Raw genomic sequence first — 23712 nt, forward strand, 5'->3', positions numbered from 1 at the left:
GCTACGCATCCGGGCCATGAAACTCGCCCGCCGGCTCCAGGCCATCAAGCCCTCCCCGACGCTCGCTCTCAACTCCCGCGCCAAGGCGCTCGCGGCCCAAGGCGTGGACGTCGTGGTCCTGGCGGCGGGCGAGCCCGACTTCGACACGCCCGACTACGTCAAGCAGGCCGCAATCGACGCGCTCAACGCGGGCTTCACCAAGTACACCGCCACCGCGGGCATCGCCGAGCTGCGCGAGGCCATCTGCCACAAGCTGGAGCGCGACAACGGGCTGCGCTTCACCCCCGAGCAGGTGCTCGTCACCTCCGGCGGCAAGCAGGCGCTCTACAACTTCTGCCAGGCGGTGCTGGACGAGGGTGACGAGGTCATCATCTTCGCGCCCTACTGGGTCAGCTACCCGGACATGGTGCGGCTGGCCGGCGCGACGCCCGTCATCGTCAACACGCGCGAGGAGGACGGCTTCGCGCCGGATCCGGACGCCATCCGCCGGGTGCTCACCCCGCGCACGCGCGCCATCATCATCAACAGCCCGGGCAACCCCACCGGCGCCGTGTACTCGCGCGCCGCGCTGGAGGGCATCGCCGACGCCGTGCGCGGCCACGACTGCCTCATCGTCACCGACGACATCTACGAGAAGCTCCTCTACACGGGCGAGCGGCTGGGCATCAGCGACGTGGCCCCGGACCTGGTGCCCCGGCTCGTCGTCGTCAACGGCATGAGCAAGGCGTACTCCATGACGGGCTGGCGCCTGGGCTACGCGGCGGGGCCCCGGCCCGTGCTGTCCGCGATGCAGCTGGTGCAGGACCAGTCCACGTCCAACGCCTCGTCCATCGGCCAGAAGGCGGCGCTGGCGGCGCTCAAGGGCCCGCCGGACACCATCGCGGCCATGGTGAAGGAGTACAAGGAGCGCCGGGACTTCTTCGTGGGCGGCCTCAACGCACTCGACGGCGTGAAGTGCCGGATGCCCGAGGGCGCCTTCTACGCACTCGCGGACGTGCGCGGCCTCTACGGGCGGCCCTACAAGGGCAAGGCCGTGGCGGGCTCGGTGCAGCTCTCCGAAATCCTGCTGGACGACTTCCGCGTCGCCGCGGTGCCGGGAGATCCGTTCGGCGCCGAGGGCTACATCCGCATGAGCTTCGCGACCTCGCGCCAGGTGCTCGGCAAGGGGCTGGAGCGGCTGGGCGAGCTGGTCCAGGCGCTGCGCTGAAGTCCCTCGAGCGCTCCGGTGTCGCCCGAGCGCGACGCCGGAGCGAACGGGCTCAGTCCGTGTAGGCGAAGGCGCGGTGCTCCTCGCCATAGGGGCGATAGACGAGCACCGCGGCGCGGCCGGAGAGGTTGCCCACGGCCACCCAGATGTCCTTCGTGTTGCGCAGGTCCAGGCCCAGCCGGGCGGGGGCCTTGCCGTACTTCTTCTCCATCGCCTCGAGCGTGAGCACCTCCACGTCGTAGAGCGAGATGAGGTCCGTGCGCTTCACGCGCAGCTGCTTCACCCACGCGGCGACGAGCTCCTCGGGCGTGGCGTAGCGCTTGTCCTCGAGCTGGAACGGGTAGAACAGCTCGTTGGCGGTGCTGCGCACGTCGCCGGTGAGCAGGAACTGGAAGAGCACGCGCGCGCTCGTCTGGATGTCCTGCCGCTTGAGCTCCTCCGCGGAGGTGGGCGGCGGGGGCGCCGTGTCGAGCCCCGCCTGGAGGTTCGTGGGCATGGCCGGCACAGGCGCGGCGGCCGTCGGGGGCACCGTGGTGGGCTTCTGTGCGGGCGCGGGGGCGACGGGCTCGGCGCGCCTGGGCGACGGAGGCTTCGCGTCCTCGGCGGGCTTCTCTGGCGCGGCGGCGGGCTTCTCCGGGGCGGCGGCGGGCTTCTCTGCGGCGGCGGCTTCGGCCGGCTTGGGGACGGGGGCGGGGGGCGGCTCGGCCTTCACGGGAGGCGAGGCAGCGGGGGCCTGGGCGGCGGGCTCCTGGGGGGCGGGGGGCGCGGCGGTGGGCTCGGGCGTCTCCTGCGCCAGGGCGAGCGCGGGCGAGGTGAGGGAGAGGATGAGGGCCAGGGACCAGCGACGCATGCGACCTCCGAGAAGGGGCGGAGCGTAGCAGAGCGGGGCGCCCTGGCGCGTGCCGGGTGTGGACCCGGCGCACCGGGCGGCTGGGCGGCCGGCAGGACACGGCCACATAACATCCGTGCATGCCGGGGCAGAGGTTGGTATGGGGGCGCCCCGATGCCCAAGCGTACCGATATCCGCAAGGTTCTGGTGATTGGCTCGGGCCCGATTGTCATCGGGCAGGCCGTCGAGTTCGACTACTCCGGTACTCAAGCCATCAAGGCTCTCCGGGATGAAGGCGTGGAGGTGGTGCTGCTCAACAGCAACCCCGCCACGGTGATGACGGACCCCGAATTCGCCTTTCGCACCTATATCGAGCCCATCACCGTCGACGCGGCGGAGCGCATCCTCGCCGCCGAGCGGCCGGACTCGCTGCTGCCAACGATGGGTGGTCAGACGGCCCTCAACCTGGCCAAGGCGCTCGCCGAGCAGGGCATCCTGGAGAAGTACGGGGTGCGGCTGATCGGCGCGTCGCTGGAGGCCATCAACAAGGCCGAGGACCGCCAGCTCTTCAAGGCGGCCATGCAGAAGATCGGCGTGGCGCTGCCCAAGAGCGGCTATGCGACGACGCTCGACCAGGCCATGTCGCTGGTGGAGGAGATCGGCTTCCCGGCCATCATCCGGCCCTCCTTCACGCTCGGCGGCACCGGCGGCGGCATCGCGTACAACCGCGAGGAGTTCGAGACCATCTGTCGCTCGGGCCTGAAGGCCTCGCCCACGTCCACCATCCTCGTCGAGGAGAGCGTGCTGGGGTGGAAGGAATACGAGCTGGAGGTGGTCCGCGACACGGCGGACAACGTCATCATCGTCTGCTCCATCGAGAACCTGGACCCCATGGGGGTGCACACGGGTGACTCGATCACGGTGGCGCCCGCGCAGACGCTGACGGACCGCGAGTACCAGCGGATGCGTCAGGCGTCGCTGGCCATCATCCGGGAGATTGGCGTCGACACGGGTGGCAGCAACATCCAGTTCGGCATCCACCCGAAGGATGGCCGCATGGTGGTCATCGAGATGAACCCGCGCGTGTCGCGCTCCAGCGCGCTGGCGTCGAAGGCGACGGGGTATCCCATCGCGAAGATCGCCGCGAAGCTGGCGCTGGGCTACACGCTGGACGAGCTGCGCAACGACATCACCCGCGACACGCCGGCCTCGTTCGAGCCGACGCTGGACTACGTGGTGGTGAAGGTGCCGCGCTTCAACTTCGAGAAGTTCCCGCACGCGGACCGGACGCTGACCACGAGCATGCGCTCGGTGGGCGAGGTGATGGCCATCGGCCGGACCTTCCCCGAGGCGTACATGAAGGCGCTGCGCTCGATGGAGCTGGGGCGCGTGGGGCTGGAGCCGCCCGAGCTGCCGCAGGAGAAGGAGGAGCGTGAGAAGGTGCTGCGCGAGGCCCTGCGCATCCCGCGCCCCGAGCGGCCGTGGTTCGTGGCCCAGGCCTTCCGCGAGGGCCTGACGGTGGCGGACGTGCACCAGCTGTCCGCCATCGACCCGTGGTTCCTGCGCTACATCGAGATGCTGGTGCGCGAGGCGCAGTCCATCCAGGAGTACGGCCGGTTGGATCAGCTGCCGGACGAGGTGCTGCGGCAGGCGAAGGCGCACGGCTTCTCCGACAAGTACCTGGGCAAGCTGCTCGGCTACCCGGAGGAGGAGGTGCGGGCGCACCGGCACTCGCGCAACATCCGTCCGGTGTTCAAGCGGGTGGACACGTGCGCGGCGGAGTTCGAGGCGTTCACGCCGTACCTGTACTCGACGTACGAGGAGGAGGACGAGGCGCCTCCGACGGACCGGCAGAAGGTGCTCATCCTGGGCAGCGGTCCCATCCGGATTGGACAGGGCATCGAGTTCGACTACGCGTGCGTGCACGCGGCGTTCGCGCTGCGCGAGGCCGGGTACGAGACGGTGATGGTCAACTGCAACCCGGAGACGGTGTCGACGGACTACGACACGTCGGACCGGCTGTACTTCGAGCCGCTGACGATTGAAGACGTGCTCGAGGTGTCGCAGCGCGAGAAGCCGGTGGGGGCGATTGTCCAGTTCGGTGGGCAGACGCCGCTGCGCATCTCGGTGCCGCTGGAGAAGGCGGGCCTGCCGATTCTCGGGACGCCGCCGGACGCGATCGACCGGGCGGAGGACCGTGAGCGGTTCAGCGCGCTCATCGAGAAGCTGGGGCTGACGCAGCCGGAGAACGGGGTGGCGCGCAGCCACGCGGAGGCGTTCAAGGTGGCCGAGCGCATCGGCTACCCGGTGATGGTGCGTCCCTCGTACGTGCTGGGTGGGCGGGCGATGGAGACGGTGTACGACGCGGCCAGCCTGGAGCGGTACATGCGTGAGGCGGTGAGCGCGTCGCCGGAGCACCCGGTGCTCATCGACCGGTTCCTGAAGGACGCCATCGAGGTGGACCTGGACCTGGTGGCGGACCGGACGGGCGCGGTGATGATTGGCGGGGTGTTGGAGCACATCCAGGAGGCCGGGGTGCACTCGGGTGACGCGGCGGCGACGTTGCCTCCGCACTCGCTGTCGCCGGACCTGGTGGAGCGGATGAAGGACCAGGCGATTGCGCTGGCGCAGGAGCTGGGGGTGGTGGGGCTGATGAACGTGCAGTTCGCCATCCAGGGGAAGACCATCTACATCCTGGAGGTGAACCCGCGTGCGAGCCGCACGGTGCCGTTCATCTCGAAGGCCACGGGTGTGGCGATGGCGAAGATCGCCGCGCTGTGCATGGTGGGCAAGACGCTGGCGGAGCTGGGGGCGACGCAGGAGCCCCAGATGAACCACGTCGCGGTGAAGGAGAGCGTGTTCCCCTTCGCGCGCTTCGCGGGCGTGGACGTCATCCTCGGGCCCGAGATGAAGTCGACGGGCGAGGTGATGGGGCTGGCGCAGGACTACGCGTCGGCCTTCGCCAAGAGCCAGCTGGCGGCGGGGGTGAAGCTGCCGAAGAGCGGCAAGGTGTTCATCTCCGTGAAGGACGATGACAAGCCGGCGGTGGTGGACCTGGCGCGGCGCCTGCGGGCGATGGGGTTCACGCTCATCGTGACGGCGGGGACGCACAAGTACCTGGCGACGAAGGGCATCGAGGCGCAGGTGGTGCAGAAGGTGAAGGAGGGCCGGCCGAACATCGTCGACAAGATCGTCGACGGGGAGATCGTGCTGGTCATCAACACCACCTTCGGCAAGCAGGAGATCGCGGACAGCTTCTCCATTCGCCGTGAGTCGTTGATGCACTCGGTGCCGTACTACACGACGGTGCAGGCGGCGCGCATGGCGGTGGGCGCGCTGGAGTCGCTCAAGCGGGCGGACCTGGAGGTCAAGCCGTTGCAGGAGTACCTGGGCGTCACCAGCACGGTGCCGGGCAAGGCTCGCCGGTAGGGTTCAGGGCGCTCGGTCCTGAGGTGAATCGCGGCCCCGTTCCCCTGAGTTGGGAGCGGGGCCGTGGTGCTTCCGGGGGAGGAATGCCTCGGTTGAATGGTTACCGAGCCCGAGACAGCGTCACCGTCAGCGAGGTGATTGCCGGCGGCAGGGAGAGGGAGACAGTGCCTGCCTTGAGCTCATCCTGGGTGAGCTGGTGCTTGATGGTTCCAATCTCGTCGTCGAGGAGCGTGTCGATATCGAGGACCTTGAACTCGATGGGCTGGGCGAGCAGCACCTCCGCGGAGGTGGAGCAGCCACCCGTGCTCCACTGGGGCGTCCAACTGGAGATCTCGGGTGTCCGCGTCACCAGCGGCTCGCCAGCGACGGAAGTCGGGCACCGCAGCTCGACGACCACATCCGGCGCCGAGCCATCGACGTCCCAGTCAAGGTTGTCGTTGGGATCCTGCGCGGAGATGGTGGCCTGAGAGGGCTGGATGGCCACCAAGGAGGAGACATCCAGCACGCACTCTCGTCGCTCGACATTGCAGGAGTTCAAACCCACGCACGCGGAACAGTAGAGGCCGCTGTTCCCACAGGCGTTCGTCGTGTTCCCCGCGATACAGGTGGTTCCCTGGCAGCAGCCCGAACACGACTCCGGGGTGCATTCCACCAGCGGGGGCGGTAGGGGCTCGGAGGTATCTCCGCAGCCACCTTCATCCGCTCCCATCAACACAACGGCAAATACAGCCAGAAACAGGGATTTGTGCATGAGCTTTTCAGTTGATGCGACGTGAAGGATTCAATGAGGCGCGGTGGGCTGAGCCTCGGATGTAAAAGTCAGTGAGGTGCTTCGCTCAGCGACACCAGGAGGACTCGGCTTCCTCCGTCCGAACGCAGCCCCAAGGAGGAAATCCGCTGGAAGGGGACACCGAGGAGTTGCTGTCGTTCCGAGTCAGGACGCGGAGCGAGCACGAGGTTCATGGCTCGCCCTTGGTCGAAGGCCGTTCGGCTCGCGGGCTGGACGTAGCCAACCAGGGTGAAGGTGTCGTTTCGAAGGCGGTGGAGTTCGAAGGCTTCGCCCATCGGGGAGGCGACGACGGTGGCCGCTCTCAACTGATAGACCGTCTCTGTTGGCGCGAAACCGTAGGAACCCTCGGGCATGTCGTTCGCACGTTGAGGTCTGTTGCTTCGGGGGATGAGACTGACCTGGTTCTTGCTGCGGAGCCCCTCGATGGTGGAGGGGTGCGTTGAAGCACCGACAAGGCCGCTGATGGGAACGGCTCGCGGTGGTGCGGGCTGCTGCGCGCCTGGAACGATCGGCAGGTCGGGGTTGCTCCCTCTCGACTCCCGCTGGCGCTGGGACCTTCCGCGCTCTGGAGAGGGCGTGGTGGGCTCGGGGCGGTGGGGCGTCGACTCGGACTCGCGCAGGTACAGGAATCCCACTGCGACCAGTAGCAGAGGGACCAGCAGTCGTGGCCCGAAGCGCGTTCTTGAAGGTTCGACTTTCGTCGGGGGGAGGCTCGCTGTCGGAGCCACGGGTGGATCGACTCGCCCGGCGGTGGTCGCAGGGGGCGCTGGAGGCACGGCCTTCACGACGTCGGCCGGACTCGGGCGAGGTGGGGCTGCGACCGGAACGAGGACCTCCTTGGGCACGGAGGGGGGCGGAGCAATGGACGTAGGTGTTGCCAGACGTTCAATTTCCCTATGGAGGTCATTGAACATCGTGTGACAGTTGATGCCTCCGTACATGCGGAACCGGCCGCGTCCGGAAATGGAGCCAATGCTCGAGATGAGAGACTTGTATCGAAAGTGGACCAGGGCACTATCCGACTCATAGAAGGCCCAGACGATGTCCACATTGGCGTGAGTGTCATGGCCACACTTCGCCAGGGCCTGCGTGACGATATCGTCCCATCCGCCGTAGCCAACCACCACCAGGATGTACTCACGCAGAAGTGACTGGAGTGATGCGTCAAGATTCGGGCGTTCCTGGGTCAACTGTATCGGGGTGTGAAGCGTATCCGAGCGGGTCCAGTACCCATGCAGATGGACGACGCTATGGTCGCCCCGCTCGGGCCGCACGGCATCCAGTCGTCCGTCTGCGTGAAGAATGACCTGCGACACCCGGCCCCCCGCTTGCCGAATGGCAACGGAGATGAGGGGGTCGAAATTGGTCGTCAGGATGGGACCGAATCGCTCGGGGAACGATACGACCAGCTTTCCGAGATCTCGCGTCGCGGCAGGCAGGTACCAACCGTGGTGGTCTTCGTCGAAGCGCTGGACGTCAGCGGTCTCGGCGGAGGATGCAGTCAGCCTGGCTTGCAACACGGCTTCGCGAATGACCCGATTGACCGCCTCCTGATTGCTCCAGTTCCGAAGGAGCTGCATCGCGAGTTGGTACTGCCGTGTGCTGTCCGCCGTCGCAAGAGTGGCATCGAACTCGGCCTCTGCCTTCGCGCCTGCTGCCGCCCTGGCGCGCCTGACCATCTCCGCGGTGCCTGGGACACCGGGGGATCCCGGTGTGTCCGGCATCGACAACGGAGAACCCACAAGAAAGGCAATCTTCTTGTCGCTGTTGCTCAGCGAGTTGAGCAGAGAGTTGGGTGACGCGAGTCGTTCAAGGGCTTCAACGGGCATGAGTGGGGCGGGTTCCTGAGTAGGTCAAACTGACGTCGTGTTCTCGGAGGAGCCACCATCGGCGTTACCGCTGCTCTGTCGTCTGGCTTCCTCCTCGTAGGCGACGAGCACCAGCGTCCGGAGCTTCTCGATGTCGCCAGAAGCGTTGAAGTAGATGCGGCTCCTACCGATGCCGTCCGGCGCCGCCTCCACCTCGAACCCCGGGGCGAGCATCGCCGCTTGTTCCGCGGGTAGCCGGGTGACGAGCGATTTCTTCTTCCCGTTGGTGAAGGCCCGGATGAACCAGGACGTCACCTTGCCCAGGTTGATGCCGAAGTAGGTGGTCGAGTCCTTGTAACTGATGGACTGCCTGAGCGCGGATTCGGCGCACTGCTTCTGGACGATTCGGAAGATCTCCAGTTCGAGCTCCGTGGTCTCGATCTGTGGCACCACTGGCCCATCCGCGACCTCTGCCGTTCGCTGCAGCGCCTCCGCGGGACTCGGCGCGGCGGCACTGGGGGCGTTGGGCTGGGCGATTTCCTGCTGGATCGACTTTGTCATCATGTCCAGGAGCGTGGTCTGGATGGACTTCTTCACGATGGGGACGAAGCGCTCGACCACGTTGCGTGTGACGCGCCCGGAAACCAGCTCGACCTCCGCCAGCAGGAACCGAACGAAGCTCTCGGAGGGGTTGCGCAGCAGCTCGTTGATGAGCGCCGTGACCTTGCCGACGAAGATGATCTCCTCTGCGTGTCCCTGGATGGACGTCGCATCGAAGAACTCCTTCGTGAAGGGGCGAAGCAGGTCGACATCCCGATCGGTGAAGTTGAGGACGTTGAACTCCATGAACGGAGTCGCATCCATCATGTTGGAGGACTGGAGGTCGGTGAAGAACCGGTAGCGCGTGCCATTCGTCACGACTCCGATGCGCACGGACGGCGTGGCGTTGAAGTAGCGCGCCAGTTGTCCGTCGTGGTCCTCGGGAACCGCGTCCGCGGCCTTGCACTCGATGAAGAGCGCGGGCTGCCCCTTCAGGTGCAGCGCATAGTCCACCTTCTCCATGACGCCGCCGCGCTTCTTGGCGAAGTCCGCGACGTACTCCGGCTGCGTCTCCGTGGGATCGTAGATGTCGTAACCCAGCGCTTGGATGAACGGGAGGATGAGAGCCTGCTTCGTGGCCTCCTCCCCCTTGATGAACGCCTGCCGCTTACGAACCTGCTCGGACAGCAGTCGCAAATCTTCGCCAAGGCCCATGTCGTTCCCCCACGTCGTGCACGGCGCACCGCCGCATCCCTTACACGCTAACGCATGGCGCGAATCACTCAAACACCTCTCGGTATCGGCTGTTTGAGCAAGGTCAAGGCAGACCCTGTGTCACGCTTTGACCCTACTACCGTGGTGGTATTGCATCTGGCATTGGGTTCGCTCGCGGTGTGCTCTGCCTTCGTCGCCGGACGGAAGCGCTTCCCGTCCCACGCTTGGGCGGCTACCCTTGACGCGCTGCTTCCGCCCCTGGACCTACATCCTCCCCCGAGGAGCTTCACGCATGTCGTCGTCTCTGCCCCCCGCCTTCAACATCGCCTCCGTGGACGTGGAGGGCTTCCACCGGGACCTGAAGGCACTGCGCGCGGAGCTCGACGCCAATCTGGGCGAAGCGGATGCGAAGCATCTCCGCAAGATCGAGCGCTGGGGCCGCATCGGCACGCTGCTGGGCATCGCCACCTGCTGGATCGCCCCGAACCCGTTCAGCGCCGCCGCGCTCAGTGTGGGCCGCTCGACGCGCTGGCTCCTCATGCATCACGTGGGACACCGCGGCTATGACCGCGTCCCCGGGCTCCCTGCGTCCCGCACCGGCAAGGGCTTCGCCAAGGGCGCACGTCGCTATCTCGATTGGCTCGACTGGATGCTCCCGGATGCCTGGGTGTTCGAGCACAACGTCCTCCACCACTCGTACACCGGTGAGGAGTCGGACCCCGACCTCCTCGAGCGCAACGCGGAGGGCACGCTGCGCAACCCGGCCCGGCCCCTGTTCCTGCGCTACGTCCAGCTCACGCTCCTGGCCCTCACCTGGCGCGCCTCGTACTACGCCCCCGAGACGCTCAGCGCCCTGCGCCGCAAGGGCCGTCGCGATGGGGGCTCGCTCTCCGGCGCCGAGTGGAAGGAGCTGCTGCTGCGCTGCTACCTCCCGTACGCCGCCGTCCAGTTCGTCCTCTTCCCGGCCCTGTTCCTCATCATCGGTTCCTGGGCGGCGTTCAGCGCGTTCTGCAACTCGCTGATGGCGGACGTGCTCACCAGCGTCCACACGTTCCTCGTCGTCGGCCCCAACCACACCGGCGAGGACCTGTACCGCTTCGACACGTCCCCCGCGAACAAGGGCGAGCGCTACGTCCAGCAGGTCATCGGCAGCGCGAACTACCGCACCGGCGGAGACCTCAACGACTTCGCCCACCTCTGGCTGAACTACCAGATCGAACACCACATCTGGCCCGACCTGCCGATGCTCAAGTACCGCGAGGCCCAGCCCAAGGTCCTCGCGCTCTGCCAGAAGTACGGCATCCCCTACGTCCAGGAGAGCGTCTGGACCCGCGTCCGGAAGATGGTGGACGTCGTCGTGGGCAAGCGCTCCATGCGCAAGCTCACCCCGCGCGAGAGCGCGGAGACCGCTCCGGTTTCCACCGAGTCACTCCAGGCTCACGTGGCCTGACGTCGAGGGCTCAGCTCGGCGACGCGCGACGCTGGCGGGGCGGCATGGCCCGCGTCAGCGTCTTCTCCGCCGTGCCACCGTTGTCCTCACGGCGCAGGACCTCCGCATCCACCACCCGCGCACCATCGGCGGAGACCGGCGGCCCGAGCGTCACCACGAGCACCCGGTAGGACTCCTCCAGCCGCTTGTGCAGCTTGATGAAGTTCACCTGCGCCGTGCCCGGCATGTCCTCGGTGTACGTGAAGTACCAGCGCAGCTCGTCCAGGTGCGTGTAGTACCTGTCCACCACCGCCTGCTCCTGCTCGGGCAGGTGGATGAGCTGCTCGAAGGCCCCCTCCGCGTACCGCGAGGCGATGGTCTCCAGCAGCGGCTCGCGGCTGCGCAAGCGCGAGAAGAGCGCGAACATCTCGTCACGCCGTGCTTCCAACCGGCGCATGATTCCAGCCGCGTCCATCGCAATCAGGTTGCGGACACGCGCGGCGATCTCATCGGCCTTCTTGCGACGAGCCATGGGCCGCAGCCTAACCTCTGCTCACAAGCCGGGCCAATGGGGGGCGAACAGCGTGGCCTGACAGACGAATCGCGGGCCGCCGTTTTTCGGCGGCAGGGGACTCCAGTTCGCCTGCTACGCTCGTCGCATGGTGCTCAAGATCGTCCAGGCGGGAGAGCCGGTGCTGCGTCAACAGGCGCGAGACCTGACGCCCGAGGAGATTGGCAGTCCGGAGATTCAGCGGCTCATCGTGTTGATGCGCGACACGATGCGAGACGCCCCGGGCGTGGGGCTCGCGGCGCCCCAGGTCGGCGTGGGCCTTCGCCTGGTCGTCATCGAGGACCGCGCGGAGTACCAGGCCGGCGTGGCTTCCGCGGACCTCGCGGCGCGCGAGCGGCAGCCGGTGCCCTTCCATGTGCTCATCAACCCGAAGCTGACGGTGGAGGACGCGACCCCCGCCGAGTTCCACGAGGGCTGCCTCAGCGTGACGGGCTTCGCGGCGCTCGTGGCCCGAGCACGTGGCGTGCGCGTGGAGGCGCTGGACGAGCAGGGCCGCCCCGTGACGATTCGCGCCACGGGCTGGTACGCCCGCATCCTCCAGCACGAGCTGGACCACCTCGACGGCACGCTCTACGTCGACCGGATGGCCACTCGCAGCTTCACGACGGGGGAGAACCATCGTCGCCACTGGGCCGGACTCTCCACCGCCGAGGTGCGCTCCGCGCTCCGGATTCCCTCCGACGCCGAGTGAGGCCCTGGGAGGCTCGTCGAGGAGCACAGCTTCGATGGGCCCGCAGCGGTACAGCGCGAAGTCGAGTCCTCCGCGCGTTGTACCCGGGGAGGGGAGCGCCTACGGTGGCCTCCGTCAAACCCTGACGGGGGTACACCGATGACTGTCGCGAACGAAGACCTCACCCGGCCCATCCTGATTGGCCGCTCGAGCTCTCACTTCACCCGCATCGCGCGCATTTTCGCGGCGGAGCTGGGCGTCGCCTACGACTTCCACATCCTGCGCGACATCATGTCGCCCAATCTCCAGGATTACGGCGGCAATCCCGCGCTCAAGATTCCCGTGCTGCGCACGGCCCGAGGCTCGTGGTTCGGTACGCTCAATGTCTGTCGCGAGCTGCGGCGCCACTCCACCCACAAAGCACGCGTGCTGTGGCCCGAGGACCTGACCGAGTCCCTGTCCGCCAACATGCAGGAGCTGGTCCTCCAGACCATGGCCACGGAGGTGACGATCGTCATGTCCAAGGTGGGGGGCGGGGCCCAGTCCGGGGCTCACCACGACAAGCTGCGCACGAGCCTGCTCAACATGATGGCGTGGCTGGAGCAGAACGTGGACGCCGCGCTCGCCGAGCTCCCCTCGGAGCGAAGCGTGAGCTTCCTCGAGGTCTCCCTCTATTGCCTCGTGATGCACCTGTCGTTCCGCGAGGTGCTGGACACCACTCCCTACGCGGCGCTCACCGCGTTCTGTCAGCGCTTCGGCCAGCGCGCCTCGTGCGTCGAGACGACCTTCCGCTTCGACACCTGAGCACTCGCGTCATGCCCGGGGCCTGCCGTGCCCCGGGTTGCGACGTGACACGAGTCGCGCGATAAGCGACGGCGATGATCACCGAGGTCCAGGCAGGTCCCTATACCGTCCGAGGCATCTCCGTCGGCGGTGTCTACACCTCCCTCCAGGTGCCCGAGCTCGACGTGGTGCTCGACGTCGGCATCCCCATCCGCTCGTTCGCCGGGTGCGATCGCATCTTCCTCAGCCATGCGCACCCGGACCACGCCAGCGCGCTCGGGGCGCTGCTCGGCATCCGCCGGTTGATGGGGAAGGGCGCTCCGCAGCTCTTCATCCCCGCCGAAATCGAGGCGCCCGTCCACGAGGCCCTCCAGGTCCTCTCCCGGCTCCATCACACGTCGATGGAGGTGACCACCGTCCCCATGCGGCACGGAGATGCGCAGCCCCTGGGGCAGGGGCTCCACGTGCGCGCCTTCCGCACGCATCACCCCGTGCCTTCGCTCGGCTATCAGTTCTTCCGCCGCGCGACGAAGCTCCGCCCCGAGTTCCTCGCGCTGCCGCCTCAGGAGATCGCCCAGCGCCGCAAGGCCGGTGAGGACCTCTTCACGCAGGTGGACCACCTGGAGCTCGCGTACGCGACGGACACGCTCTCGCGCATCCTGGAGACCGAGCCGACCTTGTTCGACTCGCGCGTGCTCGTCATCGAGTGCACCTTCGTCGACCCGAAGCGCTCCGTGCAGGACGCGCGAGATCGCGCGCACCTCCACCTCGACGAACTCCTCGCCCAGGCTGACCGCTTCCGCAACGAGGCCCTCGTGCTCATGCACTTCAGCCAGGCGCTCGGGCCGCAGGAGGTGCACGCCCTCGTTCGTGAGCGGTTGCCGCCCACCCTCGCGGAGCGCGTCCGCATCTTCGCGCCCGAGTCGGGCCGCTGGTTCGGTTGAGCACTGGGCTGTCGCGCTGAACAGCTCAGTCCGGCCGCAGTGCCTCCAGCTCCGCGAGCACCGCGCGCAACTCAGGCGCCTCCAGCGCCTTCTCCACCGACGCGAAGAACTCGGACAGGTCTCCCGCGCCCTGGTGTTCGTAGACGCAGGCCTGCAGCCCCATCTCCAGTCGGTCCACCTGCCGCACGAGCCGCGCCTCGAACGACGTGCCCTGCTCGTACTCATCCCAGAGCGCCAGGTACTCCGCGCCGCGCGGCAGCTTCCCCACGAGCTGCTCCATGGCCCGCCGCTCCCGCGCGTGCTTGTCCTCGCGCCCCACGCCGTCGTGCGGCGTCAGGTCTCCCACGTACGCCTCACCCAGGTCATGCAGCAGCGCGATGCGCACCGCTCGACCCGCGTCCGCCTCCGGGAAGTGGCTGTCCGCGATGAACAGGCACAGCAGCGCCACGAAGAGCGAGTGCTCCGCCACGCTCTCGCAGCGCTCGGCTGGAATCCCCACCCGCAGCCAGCCCTGACGGAAGAGCTGCTTCAAGTGGTTCAGCTCGAAGTACGTCTCGATGAGCGGGAGCGTCTTGCGTCCTCGCAACAGGGCCACGGGCGGCGAGCTCTTCGTCTTCATGTCGCCCTCCACGGTACACCGGCCCGCGTCCGTACTCCGGGTGGGTCGCCGTCCCAGGTCCGGGAACCCTCCGTGTGCGTCTTCGCTGGGCCCACGTGCGTTCACCCCGTCACCTCGGGTAGAGGGGAGGCGAGGGGAGCGTGTCCACGCATCCGGACATGGCTCCGAGGAGGGGGAAGCACCCATGGAGTCGTCTCGTTGGTTCGTCGCCGCGCTGCTCGTGTGTGTCGTCGCCTGCAAGCAGGAGCCTCCCGCGCCCCCGCCGGCGCCCGTGGCCGCGCCCGTTGTCACGGAGCCCGAAGACCTGCCGTTCCCCGAGACACCCCTGCCGCTCGTCGCCGAAGCCGCGCCGCCCGACGCCGAGCCCGCGAAGCCTCCCGAGCCCCCGTTCACCGGTGACCTACCGGCCCTGCGCAAGCGCGGCGTCCTGCGCATCCTCGTGGAGACCACCGATGAGAGCTCCCTGCCTCGCCAGGGCACGCCCCGCTCGCAGGACCGCGAGCTGCTGGAGCGCTTCGCCGAGAAGCACGGCGTGTCCGTCGAGCTCATCGCCGTGGAGCGCTTCGACCAGCTCATCCCCCTGCTGAAAGAGGGACGCGGGGACATCATCGCCGCCGACCTCACCGTCACCCCGGAGCGCTCCCGCGAGCTGTCCTTCACCCGCCCCATCGCCCTGGTCAACGAGGTGCTCGTCGGCAAGAAGGGCGCCACGGACCTGCCGCGCAAGCCCCAGGACCTCGCGGGCCGCGCCGTGCACGTGCGCGCCAGCTCCACCTTCGCCACGTCCCTCGCCGCGCTCGCGAAAGCCCAGGCCCCGGGCCTCACCGTCCATCCCGAGCCCGAGAGCCTCGACTCCGAGGAGCTCGTGTGGAAGGTCTCTCGCGGCGAGCTGCCCCTCACCGTGGTCGACAGCCACCTGCTCGCGGCCATCCAGACCTACAACCCGGACGTCGAGGCGCTCTTCCCCGTCGCGGAGAAGCGCGCCCTCGCCTGGGCCGTGCGGCTGGAGAACCCCCTGCTGCGCACCGCGCTGGACGCCTTCCTCGTCGAGCGCGCCCTCACCGACCACCGCGAGCAGCGCTTCACCGGAGACCTCGACGGCATCCGCAAGCGCGGCGTGCTCCGCGTCCTCACGCGCAACAGCCCCGTCACGTACTTCCTCCACCGCGGTGAACAGGCGGGCTTCGACTACCAGATGGCGAAGCTCGCCGCGGACGCGCTCAAGGTGCGCCTGGAGGTCGTCGTCCCGGACACGTACGAGGAGCTGCTCACGTGGCTCAAGGAAGGCCGGGGCGACGTCATCGCTGCCGCGCTCACCGTCACACCCGAGCGCCAGCGCGAGGTCGCCTTCAGTCGCCCGTATCTCTTCGTGGAGGAGGTCCTCGTGCAGCGGGTCGGCTCGCCGCGTCCCGCGTCCCTCGCGGACCTGAAGGGCCAGTTCATCCACGTGCGTCGCACGTCCAGCCACTTCTCCAATCTGAGCACCCTCGCGACCCAGCACGGGTTCACTGTCGTCGAGGAGCCCGAGGACCAGGACACCGAGACGCTCATCGACCGCGTGGCGCGCGGCGAGATTCCCTTCACCGTCACGGACAGCCACATCCTCGCCGCCGAGCGCGTCTATCGCGAGGACGTGGAGGCCGCTTTGACGGTACCGGGGCAGGGCGCGCCCGCGGGCAAGGACGGACACCACGGCATCGCCTTCGCCGTGCGCCCGGGCAGCGTGAAGCTGCGTGCCTTCCTCGACGGCTTCGTGCAGAAGACCTACCGCGGGACCGAATACAACCTGGCTCGCCGCCGCTACTTCGAGGGCCGCCGCGCCGAGGCCCCGGCGACCACCGAGGCGGCCGTGGCCGCGGGCACCATCTCCCCCTATGACTTGCTGGTGCGCTCGTACTCCTCGCGCTACGGCATGGACTGGCGGCTGATGGTTGCGCAGATGTTCCAGGAGAGCCGCTTCGACCCCTCGGCGCGCAGCTGGGTCGGCGCGCAGGGCCTCTTCCAGGTCATGCCCGCCACGGGCCGCGAGCTGGGCTTCCGCAAGCTCGAGGACCCCGACCAGGGCATCCACGCGGGCGTCAAGTACATGCACCAGCTCCTCGGCCGCATCGCTCCGGAGATTCCCTTCAAGCAGCGCCTGCGCTTCGCCCTGGCCTCCTACAACGCGGGCCTGGGCCACGTGCTGGACGCACGCCGGCTCGCGCAGGAGCAGGGCCTGGACCCCAACCGCTGGTTCGGCAACGTGGAGAAGGCCATGCTCCTCCTGGAGAAGCCCAAGCACTACCGCCGCGCGCGACACGGTTACTGCCGGGGCTCGGAGCCCGTGAAGTACGTCTCCGAAATCCAGACGCGCTACGGCGCCTACGTGTCCGTCGTCCAGCACTGACGGGCACGGGACGGAGTCACAGTCCCACGCCCACGTAGGCCGCGGCCCACGGGCCGCTGAGCGAGACGGAGAAGCTGTCCGGGCCCTTCACCGGGCTCACCTGGAAGTTCTTCGCCTGCGACACGAACTGCGTGTAGCCGACCTGCATCCGCGTGTGGAACCAGCGGTTGAGCTGGTACTGCAGCGCCGCGCCCGCGCCTCCGCCGAAGATCCACTTGCGCGAGCGCGCCTGGAAGTACCGGCCGTCGATGACCGGGTCTCCGCCGCCCGTCCCGGGGATGTTCGCGGAGATGCGGCCGGTGGCGAGCGACACCTCCGACGCGGCGCCGAACAGGCTCACGCCCAGGCTCAGCGAGTCCGTGAGCGACAGGCGCTTCTCCAGGCCCGGCCTCAGCGCCAGGACCTGGACGTCGTCACCCAGCAGGTACCAGTCCACGCCATTGGTCCACCACCAGTCCGTCCGACCGGAGCCGCGCACCATGTTGAAGTGGATTCCTCCGGCCAGTCGCACCGCGTTGGCCCGGGCGCCCACGGTGCGCACCTCGTTCCTCAGCCCGGGGATGTCCGTGGTCGGGTGCTGCATCCGCCCCCAGCCGCCGCCCACGTCCACGGCGACCTGGGGGATGCGCCGCTCCTGCTCGGGCTCCGGTGGAGGAGGCGGCGTGTCGGCGAAGGCCGGGGACACCGGCCCCCACGCCATGAGCAACCCGAGTCCATACAGGGACGTGCGCATGAGGGACCTCTAGAGCCCCGCCACCTTCGCGGCGCTGCTCACCGTGTAGACCAACGTCAACTCCTGCTGAGAGCGCGGCGGCGCCGTCAGCTCGAAGCGGGCGATGCCCTCCGCGCTCACCTTCGTGGGCGCCGGGCGGGTGGTGTCCTTCTGGAGCGTCACCTCCACCGACTCCACCTCCGAGACGGGGATGCGCTCCTCCAGCGCCACCGCCGCGGGCTGGGCGCTCATGTTGGAGAGGAACATCTTCACGTGGTGCGTCTTCTGCTTGCGCCCCGACAGCCGGCTCGTCTCCTCCTGGATGTCCGTCATCCGGGCGACGCGCAGCGAGTCCTCGCTGCCGAAGCCCAGGCGCACGCGCTCGCCCTTGCCGGTGAAGCGCAGCTGCGAGCGCCCCACGTAGCCGCTGGTCCGCACCAGGTCCACCGGCCCCGCCAGCAACACGGACGGGCCCACGTTGTCGAACCTCGCCACGCGGTGCACCAGCGGCGACAGCTCCGGGCACACCACCAGCTCCGACGCGGCAGGCGCGGTGAAGTGGAAAAGGGGGATGCGGTGCGGCTCTCCGTCCGCGGGGATGTGGGCGCGGTGGGGCGCGGTGAGGGACAGCGCCTCGCCGCCGTCATCCATGCCGGGAAGGCCCTCGTCGCGTCGGGCACCGGCGCCCTCGCCCGTGTTCTGGATGACCTCCTCGCGCACCGAGACGTCCACCACCTGCTTCTCGCGCTCCGTCTTGTCGCGCAGGAAGAGCCAGTCCGACTCCAGCCGGGGCGGCGCCGCGCCCAGCGTGGGACGCGCCGTGGACAGCGCCAGCTCCACGTCCTTCCATTCCTCCTCGGTGCGCTGCCACACCACGGCCTCGCACTCCAGGCGCACCGTCGGACCCTGGGTGCCCTGGGCCGGCTCCAGCGTCGCGCGGTACGCTGGACGCCACGCGGCGCAGGGCACCAGGTAGGTGATGGACAGCAGCGCCGTGCCGCCCGCGGGATGGCCGACCTCGAGCTCGGCGTGCACGTCCAGCTTCGTCTCGGGCTTCTGCGTGTTCGACAGCGCGCCGCGCGCCTGCGCGAGCTGCTGTTGCAGGCGCTGCTCCTCCACGGCCGCCAGTCGCCGGGCCGAGTCCACGGCCTCCAGCGCCTCGCGCACGTTGTCGAGCTGCTGCTTCCACGTGTCGGGCTGCGCGACGCCTCCGCCGGACTGCTCGGAGATGGCGCGGTACACGTCCGCGTGGGCCGCGGTGAGCAGGCCGTGGCGCGTGTTCAGCCGCTCCCGGTCCGCGCGGGCCTGTCGCTCCAGGCGCTCCAGGTCCGCGACGCGACGGCTCAGCTCCGTGGCGTGCTCGCGCAGCGCCTCCGGAGGCTGGGCGCGCGTCACGCGGCGCACGCGGGCCTGGGACACGGTGCCTCCGGCGAGCTTCGCCTGGAGCGAGCGGTCCACCGCCAGCGGCGACAGGCCGGCGATGACCAGCCGCTGCGCTCCGGGGACCAACGGGACTTCTCCGCGACGCTCGACGAGCGCGCGATCTTCCAGGACGGTGACCTTGACCACCGGCAGGGTGAGGGGCGTGCTCATCAGGTCCTCCGGTTTCCGCCGCCCAGCATCTTGCTGGCGGGAATCTTCACGGTCCACGTCGCCTTCAGGGTCTGCGCCTCACCGGGCTGGAGCACCACGCGCCAGGCACGCTCGCCCTCCACGGGGGCCTCGCCCGGAAGCGGCGTGCGCTTCTGCCAGGGGGGCGCCGTCTCCGTCTCCTCCACCTTGATGTCCTTCTCGTAGCCGGTGGGCACGGCGGGCACGCGCTCGCAGACCTCCACGAGGATGCGGTTGGAGAGCCGGTTGGCCAGCTCCACCGACACGTGGTGCGTGAGCATCGTCGCGCCACCGAAGATGCCGCCGGTGGCCTCGTCGAAACGCGTGTTGCGCGCGACCTTGATGGACTCCTCCACGCCCAGGCCCAGGCGCTGCGTGGCTCCCGGGGGCATGGTGGGCAGCGGGGAGGTCATCAGGAACTCGTCGCCGAGCGTGACGTCCACGGGGCCGGCGAGCAGCGGGTAGGGCGTCCGGTTCTCCACGCGCACCGTGCGGAAGGCCCTCGGCTCCACGGAGGGGACGATGACGTACTCGGCGGACAGGCCCACCGGCACCGACAACACCGGCAACGTGTGCCAGGCCGAGTCCGAGGGCACGTCGACCCTCGACTCCAGGTCGAACTTCGCGTCGAAGTGCATCGCCGACTCGCGCGGCGGCACGGACCACGTCGGAAGGGGCAACTGGCGGAGGCTCGACACCTGCTGCTCGCTCACGGCGATGAACGAGAGGACGTTCACCTGGATCTGCATGGCCTGCAGCGCGATGAGCTCCCGCGTGACGTGGGTGGGACGTGAGCGCAGTCGGCCCCGGCCCTCCAGGTCATCGGCGGCGGCCAGCGTGAGCCGGTCGTAGTCCAGCAGGCTGTCGGAGGGCTCCAGGCGCGGCGCGGCGGCGGAGAGTCGGTCCACGCTGGCGCCTCCACCTCCCCTGGCCCCGTCGAAGTCGGCGAGGTCCATGGAGGCCATCGGCATGTCGTCGTCGTCGCCCGGCGCTTCGGCCAGGACCTCTTCCTCCAGGGGCGCCTGGTTCCTGGCGAAGCCGCCTCGCGAGCGCGACAGCTCCCGCTGGGGCGCCATGGAGGGACGGGGCGGTACGGACGGAGCGGCGAGACGCTTGGCCCTCGCCGACGGTGGCGCGGAGCCCACGGCGCCACCGGGCGCGCTGCGGAGCCTCTCCATTCCCGAGTCAGTGCTCTCGTGGTCCGCGACGTACGGCGCGGGCGCGGGGGGCGGAGGTGGCTCCATCGGCGGCGGCCTCGGCTTGGTGAGCGCCGGAGCGCGCCGGGCGTCGTAGCCCGCGAACAGCTCGTCGAGCCCCGGCGGTGGCTCACGCCAGCCCGAGCGCGGCGGTGGCGGCTGGCGACGGCCGATGCGCAGCGCCTTGAGCTCGGGGACCTCGGCCCGGCGGTCCAGGGCGGCGGTGGACACGGACAGCTTCACGCCGGTCCAGTCCTCGCCGGTGTTCTGGCTGACGGTGGCCCTCATGCGCAGCGAGCCTTCCTCCAGCGTGCGAGGCAGCCGCAAGTCGTAGGTCGGCACCCAGAGCGCGCCGGGCACGGCGTACTCCAGCGCGATGAGCGCGGGCGTCTCGCGGGGCCAGGGGTTGCCGGACAGCGTGAGCACCGCGGCGCGGTACACGCGGGCGCGCTCGCCGCGGACGGACGAGGAGGCCTCGTGCAGGCGCTGGCGTCGCAGGCGGACGTCGCTCTCCGCGTCGCGCAGCTCCCGCTCCAGGTCGAGCTGCCGCGCGTTCAGCGTGGCCAGCTCCGTGTCCACGAAGGACGTGAGCGCCAGCAGTGAGTCGAGGGGCGTCTGGTGGGGCGTGTAGCGGGCCTTCTTCTGCGGCGGGAAGGTGGGCTTGAGCTTGCCCACGGCCTGCAGCTCGCGCCGGGTGACCTCCAGGCGCGCCGTCACGTCCGAGACGCGCGAGAGGGCCTCCTCCAGGGCGCGGTGCTCCTGGGGGACGTCGACCTCGGGAGGGAGCTGGACATCGAAGGTGGGCCGGATGGCGCGGATGGTGAGGCCGGGCGGGCCCTGTCGCACCGCGGCCCGGAGCGTCCCGGTTCGCAGCGAGAGGGGAAGTCCGTTGAGCTGGATTTCATTGGGGACGCGGTCCTCCACCAGCTGGAGGGTGGCGATGCGCGTGCAGAGCGCCCCCTCCGCGTGAACGGTGACCGCATCCAACATGGATGGCACGACGAGCATGCGCCCCCTCGGCTCAGGTGAGGGCGCAAGGGTAGTCGAGATGGGCTCCGGAATCATGTCCCCCTGGGGACGTCCACCCCGGGTGGGGCCGTGGGGCCCTGGGGGTGGGGTTCCGGGGCCCACCGCAGCACGCGTCCACCGGGCAGTCGCAGGGCCCACTGGCGCCGGCGCGTCGTGTCGTGACGCCGGGCGATGAGCACGAGTCCCCAACGTCGCACCAACTCGCCCGAGGCTGTCACGCGCCAGCTCGCGTCGAAGTCGAGCAGGTCCCTGGACAGGTCGCCCGGCAGTCGGCCCTCGTCGCGCAGGGCCTGGGCGAAGCGCCGTCCCTCCACGCGCGAGTCGGGCTCCACGGACATGGGGTTGGACCGGGCCCATTGCTCGAAGCGCGGCGCGAAGTCGGGACCGAGCGCGGAGGCCAGCAAGGGCCACGCACGCTCCACGCCCCGGCGGCGCTTGCTCATCAGGGACTGCGCGGCCGCGAGCACGCGGGCCTCGTCGAACCCTGGTGGAGCAGGCGCGCCGACTCCGAGCGCGCGCACGAGCTCCGCCTGGGCGCGGGCCTGTCGCTCACGGGCGCTCATGCCATGCCCTCCCGATTCGCGTCGGTGGCGCCGCGCTCCTGCGTGGCACTCCGCGTATCCCGCTGCTCATGGACCCCGCGGGGGACATCTCGCTCGGGCGTGCTTCGGTGGGCCTCTCGGCCATGTCGCTCCGTGCCGCGCAGGAGCGCCTGCTCCATCGCGGACAGCTCCGCGGTGAGCTCCGCCTCGGGCGGGAAGCGGTCATCGCGCTCGAGCATCACCGGAACGGGCCCCAGTCGCGCGGCCAGTCGCTCCAGCAAGGTGAGCGGCCCCGGGGGGAGCGGATGCGCATGCGTGTCGTGATACAGCCCGCCGCGCTGGACGCCGCCGGCCACGTGGACGTAGGCCAAGCGCTCACGAGGCACGGCCGCGAGCACCGCGTCCGCATCCGTGCCGTGATTCAGCACGTGGGCGTGGAGGTTGGCCACGTCCAGGAGCAGCGAGGCCCCGGTCCGCTCCAGCACGCCGCGCAGCAGGTCCTCTTCCGAGAAGGCCGCGTCGGGCCACTCGAACAGCGAGGCCACGTTCTCCAGCGCGAGCGGCACGGGCAGCGCGGCCTCGGCCATCCGGATGTTCTCGGTCAGCACCTCCAGCGCCTCCTCGGAGCGCTGCACCGGCAGCAGGTGCCCCGACTCGAGCCCTCCCGCGCGGACGAACGCGAGGTGCTCGCTGACGCACACCGCGCCCAGCCGCTCCGCCAATCCCGCCAGCCACGCCAACCGCCGCGGGTCGGGCGGCTCCGCGGAGCCCAGACCCAGCGAGACCGCGTGCAGCACCACGGGGACACCGCGCTCGCGCAGCCGTGAGAGCGGCTCGGGGACGGGGCCCTTCGGCGAGAGGTGCTCGGCGAGCACCTCCACGAAGCCGAGCCCGGGGCGCCGGTCGATGAAGAGCGCCAGCTCGCGTCGCCACCCGATGCCGACTCCCCGAAGACCGGGCACCGTCAATCGCCACCTCCACCGCAGCCGCCGCAACCACCACCGCCGCCTCCGTCGCCGCCGCTGCTGCAACTGCTGGAGCCGCTGCAACCACTCGAGCTGCTCACGCCGCCGAAGGATGAGCCCGAGGGGTCGATGTGCCGGCGCATCAGCTCGAAGTCGCTCATCGCCACCGCGCCCAGGCCGAAGAGGGCCACCGCCACCCCCAGGTCCTGGCTGTTCAGTACCTGGGAGTTCTCCGTGCTCATGACGGACGTCTTCAGCGGCTGCTGATTCCAGCGCAGCGCGTGGAGCAGCGCCGAGCCCCGGCGGCTGGTCCACACGGGCCTCGTGAGGAAGAAGAGGGTGACCGCCGTGACGAAGCAGAGGAAGACCAGGAAGGACACGGGCTTCTCGCGCTCCTGGCCCACGTTGATCTTGGCGAGCCCCAGCAGGAGGACGCCGAGCAGCGGCAGCAGCGGCAGCCACCGGGCCCGCGTGGCCTGTCCTTCGTCGACCAACCAGCCGCGCTGTTGCAGGGGATGCTTGAGCCGCTCCAGCGCGGGCTCGATGCTGGCGACCAGCTCCGCGTTGCTCTTCTTCGACTCATGGACCGCGGCGTAGACGAGCCGCTCGAAAGGGGACGCGAAGTCGGACCGCTTGCCCGTCGTCGTCAGGGTCGTGCCGTCCATGACCAGGGCCTTGTCGTGGAGCAGCCTCGCCAGGGCCGTGTGCGCCACGGCCTTGGGGCCGGAGAGCATCGCGAGCTCGTACGGGTCCAGCTTCTGCGGCAACACGTCCGGGCCGCCTCCCGGTGTGCGCAGCATCCAGCGCAGCAGCAGTCCGAGCGCCACGGCGCCCATGGCCAGCAGGACATACAGCGCGAGGAAATCCGGGCCCGACAGGTTCAAGGGGTCCATCATTGCGCCCTCCCACGGTGGGTTCGCCCCTTGATGAAACGCTGC

The 23712-nt window shown here is 69.3% G+C and carries 19 protein-coding genes; 7 read left to right on the plus strand and 12 right to left on the minus strand.

The window, feature by feature from the left end:
* The first annotated feature begins 16 nt into the window (after nucleotides 1-16).
* Nucleotides 17-1207 (plus strand): pyridoxal phosphate-dependent aminotransferase, encoded by a 1191-nt coding sequence (locus OWM54_RS39770; RefSeq protein ID WP_267700698.1) that lies wholly within the window; start codon nucleotides 17-19, stop codon nucleotides 1205-1207.
* A 52-nt stretch (nucleotides 1208-1259) separates the two neighbouring features.
* On the opposite strand, the gene OWM54_RS39775 is transcribed toward OWM54_RS39770, so the two are convergent.
* Entirely contained in the window at nucleotides 1260-2057 is a 798-nt protein-coding gene (locus OWM54_RS39775; RefSeq protein ID WP_267700699.1) for a hypothetical protein, read from the minus strand.
* A gap of 153 nt (nucleotides 2058-2210) precedes the next feature.
* On the opposite strand from OWM54_RS39775, the gene carB reads away from it, so the two are divergent.
* The gene (gene carB / locus OWM54_RS39780) at nucleotides 2211-5465 is read left to right on the plus strand and encodes a carbamoyl-phosphate synthase large subunit (RefSeq protein ID WP_223783706.1); all 3255 of its coding nucleotides are present in this window, start codon (nucleotides 2211-2213) and stop codon (nucleotides 5463-5465) included.
* Between the two features lie 100 nt (nucleotides 5466-5565).
* On the opposite strand, the gene OWM54_RS39785 is transcribed toward carB, so the two are convergent.
* The 3 genes from OWM54_RS39785 to OWM54_RS39795 all read right to left on the minus strand — a co-directional run bounded on the left by OWM54_RS39785 (nucleotide 5566) and on the right by OWM54_RS39795 (nucleotide 9317).
* Entirely contained in the window at nucleotides 5566-5970 is a 405-nt protein-coding gene (locus tag OWM54_RS39785) for a hypothetical protein (protein WP_141323460.1), read from the minus strand.
* A gap of 314 nt (nucleotides 5971-6284) precedes the next feature.
* Complete coding sequence (locus OWM54_RS39790) at nucleotides 6285-8084, minus strand: SIR2 family protein (protein ID WP_267700700.1); 1800 nt, start codon at nucleotides 8082-8084, stop codon at nucleotides 6285-6287.
* Nucleotides 8085-8108: 24 nt separating this feature from the next.
* Nucleotides 8109-9317: a type I restriction endonuclease gene (locus OWM54_RS39795; RefSeq protein ID WP_267700702.1), complete on the minus strand. Its 1209-nt coding sequence runs from the start codon at nucleotides 9315-9317 to the stop codon at nucleotides 8109-8111.
* Nucleotides 9318-9609: 292 nt separating this feature from the next.
* Between OWM54_RS39795 and OWM54_RS39800 the strand changes: the two genes are divergently transcribed.
* Entirely contained in the window at nucleotides 9610-10767 is a 1158-nt protein-coding gene (locus OWM54_RS39800) for a fatty acid desaturase family protein (RefSeq protein WP_267700703.1), read from the plus strand.
* Nucleotides 10768-10777: 10 nt separating this feature from the next.
* Here the strand turns inward: OWM54_RS39800 and OWM54_RS39805 are convergent, their stop codons facing one another.
* Complete coding sequence (locus tag OWM54_RS39805; protein ID WP_141323456.1) at nucleotides 10778-11278, minus strand: hypothetical protein; 501 nt, start codon at nucleotides 11276-11278, stop codon at nucleotides 10778-10780.
* A gap of 127 nt (nucleotides 11279-11405) precedes the next feature.
* Here OWM54_RS39805 and def point away from each other — a divergent pair, with 127 nt between their 5' ends.
* The 3 genes from def to OWM54_RS39820 all read left to right on the plus strand — a co-directional run bounded on the left by def (nucleotide 11406) and on the right by OWM54_RS39820 (nucleotide 13714).
* A complete protein-coding gene (gene def, locus OWM54_RS39810) occupies nucleotides 11406-12008 on the plus strand; it encodes a peptide deformylase (RefSeq protein ID WP_267700704.1) in 603 nt (200 codons plus the stop codon).
* A gap of 138 nt (nucleotides 12009-12146) precedes the next feature.
* The gene (locus tag OWM54_RS39815) at nucleotides 12147-12791 is read left to right on the plus strand and encodes a glutathione S-transferase domain-containing protein (RefSeq protein WP_223747337.1); all 645 of its coding nucleotides are present in this window, start codon (nucleotides 12147-12149) and stop codon (nucleotides 12789-12791) included.
* 74 nt (nucleotides 12792-12865) lie between these two features.
* On the plus strand, nucleotides 12866-13714 hold the full coding sequence (locus OWM54_RS39820; RefSeq protein WP_267700705.1) for an MBL fold metallo-hydrolase: 849 nt from the start codon (nucleotides 12866-12868) through the stop codon (nucleotides 13712-13714).
* A 25-nt stretch (nucleotides 13715-13739) separates the two neighbouring features.
* On the opposite strand, the gene OWM54_RS39825 is transcribed toward OWM54_RS39820, so the two are convergent.
* The gene (locus OWM54_RS39825; protein ID WP_267700706.1) at nucleotides 13740-14333 is read right to left on the minus strand and encodes an HD domain-containing protein; all 594 of its coding nucleotides are present in this window, start codon (nucleotides 14331-14333) and stop codon (nucleotides 13740-13742) included.
* 184 nt (nucleotides 14334-14517) lie between these two features.
* Between OWM54_RS39825 and OWM54_RS39830 the strand changes: the two genes are divergently transcribed.
* Nucleotides 14518-16719, plus strand: a complete 2202-nt coding sequence (locus OWM54_RS39830) for a transporter substrate-binding domain-containing protein (protein WP_267700707.1) — start codon at nucleotides 14518-14520, stop codon at nucleotides 16717-16719.
* Nucleotides 16720-16735: 16 nt separating this feature from the next.
* Here OWM54_RS39830 and OWM54_RS39835 read toward each other — a convergent pair whose 3' ends face one another.
* From OWM54_RS39835 to OWM54_RS39860, 6 genes are read right to left on the minus strand one after another with little or no spacing between them, the layout of a single operon-like run.
* A complete protein-coding gene (locus tag OWM54_RS39835; protein WP_267700708.1) occupies nucleotides 16736-17452 on the minus strand; it encodes a hypothetical protein in 717 nt (238 codons plus the stop codon).
* A 9-nt stretch (nucleotides 17453-17461) separates the two neighbouring features.
* Complete coding sequence (locus tag OWM54_RS39840; protein ID WP_223747342.1) at nucleotides 17462-19024, minus strand: DUF4139 domain-containing protein; 1563 nt, start codon at nucleotides 19022-19024, stop codon at nucleotides 17462-17464.
* Complete coding sequence (locus OWM54_RS39845; RefSeq protein WP_267700709.1) at nucleotides 19024-21246, minus strand: DUF4139 domain-containing protein; 2223 nt, start codon at nucleotides 21244-21246, stop codon at nucleotides 19024-19026. The genes OWM54_RS39840 and OWM54_RS39845 overlap by 1 nt, the downstream gene beginning before the upstream one ends.
* Nucleotides 21247-21299: 53 nt before the next feature.
* The gene (locus tag OWM54_RS39850) at nucleotides 21300-21830 is read right to left on the minus strand and encodes a hypothetical protein (RefSeq protein ID WP_267700710.1); all 531 of its coding nucleotides are present in this window, start codon (nucleotides 21828-21830) and stop codon (nucleotides 21300-21302) included.
* Nucleotides 21827-22771, minus strand: a complete 945-nt coding sequence (locus OWM54_RS39855) for a DUF692 domain-containing protein (RefSeq protein ID WP_267701210.1) — start codon at nucleotides 22769-22771, stop codon at nucleotides 21827-21829. The genes OWM54_RS39850 and OWM54_RS39855 overlap by 4 nt, the downstream gene beginning before the upstream one ends.
* A 2-nt stretch (nucleotides 22772-22773) precedes the next feature.
* Entirely contained in the window at nucleotides 22774-23670 is an 897-nt protein-coding gene (locus OWM54_RS39860) for a TIGR04222 domain-containing membrane protein (protein WP_267700711.1), read from the minus strand.
* Nucleotides 23671-23712 lie beyond the last annotated feature (42 nt).

The sequence above is a fragment of the Myxococcus sp. MISCRS1 genome, assembly GCF_026626605.1.
Classification (GTDB): Bacteria; Myxococcota; Myxococcia; order Myxococcales; family Myxococcaceae; genus Myxococcus; species Myxococcus fulvus.

Coding starts and splice junctions, on each gene's coding strand:
- OWM54_RS39845 (WP_267700709.1), bottom strand. CDS start 21,246: ATGCTCGTCGTGCCATCCATGTTGGATGCGGTCACCGTTCACGCGGAG.
- OWM54_RS39840 (WP_223747342.1), bottom strand. CDS start 19,024: ATGAGCACGCCCCTCACCCTGCCGGTGGTCAAGGTCACCGTCCTGGAA.
- OWM54_RS39770 (WP_267700698.1), top strand. CDS start 17: ATGAAACTCGCCCGCCGGCTCCAGGCCATCAAGCCCTCCCCGACGCTC.
- OWM54_RS39805 (WP_141323456.1), bottom strand. CDS start 11,278: ATGGCTCGTCGCAAGAAGGCCGATGAGATCGCCGCGCGTGTCCGCAAC.
- OWM54_RS39795 (WP_267700702.1), bottom strand. CDS start 9,317: ATGGGCCTTGGCGAAGATTTGCGACTGCTGTCCGAGCAGGTTCGTAAG.
- OWM54_RS39830 (WP_267700707.1), top strand. CDS start 14,518: ATGGAGTCGTCTCGTTGGTTCGTCGCCGCGCTGCTCGTGTGTGTCGTC.
- OWM54_RS39775 (WP_267700699.1), bottom strand. CDS start 2,057: ATGCGTCGCTGGTCCCTGGCCCTCATCCTCTCCCTCACCTCGCCCGCG.
- OWM54_RS39820 (WP_267700705.1), top strand. CDS start 12,866: ATGATCACCGAGGTCCAGGCAGGTCCCTATACCGTCCGAGGCATCTCC.
- OWM54_RS39800 (WP_267700703.1), top strand. CDS start 9,610: ATGTCGTCGTCTCTGCCCCCCGCCTTCAACATCGCCTCCGTGGACGTG.
- OWM54_RS39860 (WP_267700711.1), bottom strand. CDS start 23,670: ATGATGGACCCCTTGAACCTGTCGGGCCCGGATTTCCTCGCGCTGTAT.
- OWM54_RS39835 (WP_267700708.1), bottom strand. CDS start 17,452: ATGCGCACGTCCCTGTATGGACTCGGGTTGCTCATGGCGTGGGGGCCG.
- def (WP_267700704.1), top strand. CDS start 11,406: ATGGTGCTCAAGATCGTCCAGGCGGGAGAGCCGGTGCTGCGTCAACAG.
- OWM54_RS39825 (WP_267700706.1), bottom strand. CDS start 14,333: ATGAAGACGAAGAGCTCGCCGCCCGTGGCCCTGTTGCGAGGACGCAAG.
- OWM54_RS39850 (WP_267700710.1), bottom strand. CDS start 21,830: ATGAGCGCCCGTGAGCGACAGGCCCGCGCCCAGGCGGAGCTCGTGCGC.
- OWM54_RS39790 (WP_267700700.1), bottom strand. CDS start 8,084: ATGCCCGTTGAAGCCCTTGAACGACTCGCGTCACCCAACTCTCTGCTC.
- carB (WP_223783706.1), top strand. CDS start 2,211: ATGCCCAAGCGTACCGATATCCGCAAGGTTCTGGTGATTGGCTCGGGC.
- OWM54_RS39815 (WP_223747337.1), top strand. CDS start 12,147: ATGACTGTCGCGAACGAAGACCTCACCCGGCCCATCCTGATTGGCCGC.